This is a genomic window from Halomonas sp. ND22Bw (assembly GCF_003011945.1).
Taxonomy (GTDB): Bacteria; Pseudomonadota; Gammaproteobacteria; order Pseudomonadales; family Halomonadaceae; genus Halomonas; species Halomonas halophila.
This window is the reverse complement of sequence record NZ_PXWD01000466.1, coordinates 1-328: the sequence shown is the minus strand read 5'-3', so window position 1 is coordinate 328 and position 328 is coordinate 1. Positions and strand designations below refer to the sequence as shown.

The following is a 328-nucleotide window of genomic DNA, read 5'->3' as shown; positions in this document are numbered from 1 at the left end:
AGACCTGGCGCTGATCGCCGAACGCGGCGCGACCATCGCGGTCAACACCAGTTCGAACCTCGGTTTGAAGTCGGGCATCGCGCCGCTGGCGGAGATGATCCAGCAGGGCTGCAAGGTCGCGATGGGCCTCGACGGCATGGCCTTCGACGAGGACGACGACGCGCTGCGCGAAGCGCACCTGGCCTATGCGCTGCACCGCGGCTGGGGCTACGACACGACGATGACGCCGGCCCAGCTGTGGCGCTTCGCCTCGCGGGGCCGCATCGCGCCCGGCGCGCCGGCTGACATCGTGCTGCTCGACTGGGAAGCGCTCGACGACGACGCGCTG

1 protein-coding gene is annotated in these 328 nt (G+C 70.4%); it reads left to right on the top strand.

The window, feature by feature from the left end; genetic code table 11:
- On the top strand, positions 1 to 328 hold a 328-nt coding region (locus tag CVH10_RS18960), incomplete at both ends, for an amidohydrolase family protein (RefSeq protein ID WP_146143077.1).